1 protein-coding gene is annotated in these 1,604 nt (G+C 65.4%); it reads left to right on the top strand.

Translation table 11 applies throughout. The features are described from left to right. A partial coding sequence (locus ACIBH1_RS49050; protein ID WP_397321045.1) for a hypothetical protein occupies nt 1-1,424 on the top strand: 1,424 nt, incomplete at its 5' end. Between the last annotated feature and the right edge of the window lie 180 nt (nt 1,425-1,604).

The raw sequence follows: 1,604 nt of genomic DNA, 5'->3' as shown, positions 1-1,604 counted from the left end.
GACGCGACACCATCTGGTACCTCCGCAACACCGCCAACGCCGGCCTGCACAACACACAATTCGCCTACGGCACCACCACCGACGCCCCCCTCTACGCCATCGCCACCGAGCCGATACCGGAGGGCCCGCCGCCCAACGTCACCCCCATCGATTGGTCGCGATTCACGCATCCGGCGCCCACTGACGCGAACTCTGTGCGGATGGCGGCGATCCTGCGCAACGCACTGCGATACGGGCTCAAGACATGGTGGCCGGCAAAGGGCTTCCCTACCAGCGCTCAGACATACCTGAACCTGGGCGGCACAGGCGAAATGCACGTCCGCGGACCAGCCGACGAGGCACTCGCGCTGGCCATCGCGCTACGAACCGGGGCGTACGACGCGGCCTCGGCAGGCGACGTGCCTGCTGCCGAGGCCTCCCGCAGAACAGCGCTCCTAGCTGGCTCGATCGCTTACCGGCACCGCGCCAATTCTGTCAACGGATGGGGCGACGCCTGGCAGTCGGCCATGTGGGCCGCATACGCCGGCTTCGCCGGATGGCTGATGTGGGACCAGCTGAGCGCCGACGACCGCGCCCATGTCGCCCGGATGGTGGAGCATGAAGCGAACCGATTCGTCGATTACAGGGTGCCCTACTACCGCAACGCCGCTGGAACCATTACGTCGCCCGGTGATACCAAAGCCGAAGAGAACGCCTGGAATGCGATGGTGCTCCAGCTGGCCACCGCGATGATGCCCGATCATCCGCACCACACAGCCTGGATGAACAAAAACCGGGAGCTGATGCTATCGGCCTTCTCCCGGCCGTCGGACCTGACGCGCACCACCGTCGTGGACGGCAGGCCGATCCGCGACTGGCTCGACGGCTCGAACATCGACGAGGACGGCGTGATCGTCAATCACTCCCGAGTGCATCCTGACTACTCCACGACCGTCAGCCTGAACGCCCAGGCCGCACTTGTGTACTCGATGGCCGGTCAAGCAACGCCGCGATCCGCGATGTGGAACGCAGACGTCGTCTACGACGCGCTGGTTGACCGCAACTGGGTTGCCGGTAGCGCCTTCCCGCCCGGCGGAGCCGTGCGGCAACCGGGCGGAACCGTCTACGTCGATAACTCCGAGCACATCTACTACCCCCAGGGCAACGACTGGGGAACCGATCGCCGCATTCAGCCGACCCTGCTCGATGTGCAGGCCGCCGCGTTTGGGTTTGACCGACTGGCCAGCCAAAAGGGCGGCTACTGGGAACAGCTGCATGGCCAGCGCGTACTCGACATGCAGCGACGGTCCGCCGACGGGCGGACGTATCAGACGCCAGGCGAGGACACGTATGCGGGCCGCGAGGAGTTAGTTGCCGCAACGGCGGCCCAGGCGTGGTTGACGAAGTGGATTATCGCCCAGGGCGTGTACCGGCTCGCGCAGTAGAAGCCCTGTTGCCTCGGGCCCACCGATTCTCCGAACAGACAAGGATCCATCAATGCTGCACGCAAACAGGTACCTGAGACGCATGTCGCGTTGGTTAGCGGGGGTTGTGGCGCTGGTGACGGTCACTCAGGTGACCGCGCTGCCGAGCGCCGCTAGCCAGATCAGTCCGGGTCATCCTGA

Source organism: Nonomuraea sp. NPDC050663 (assembly GCF_044456985.1).
In the GTDB taxonomy this organism is placed as follows: domain Bacteria; phylum Actinomycetota; class Actinomycetes; order Streptosporangiales; family Streptosporangiaceae; genus Nonomuraea.
The sequence above is the reverse complement of the archived record's forward strand: the minus strand, read 5'-3'. Positions and strand labels throughout refer to the sequence as shown.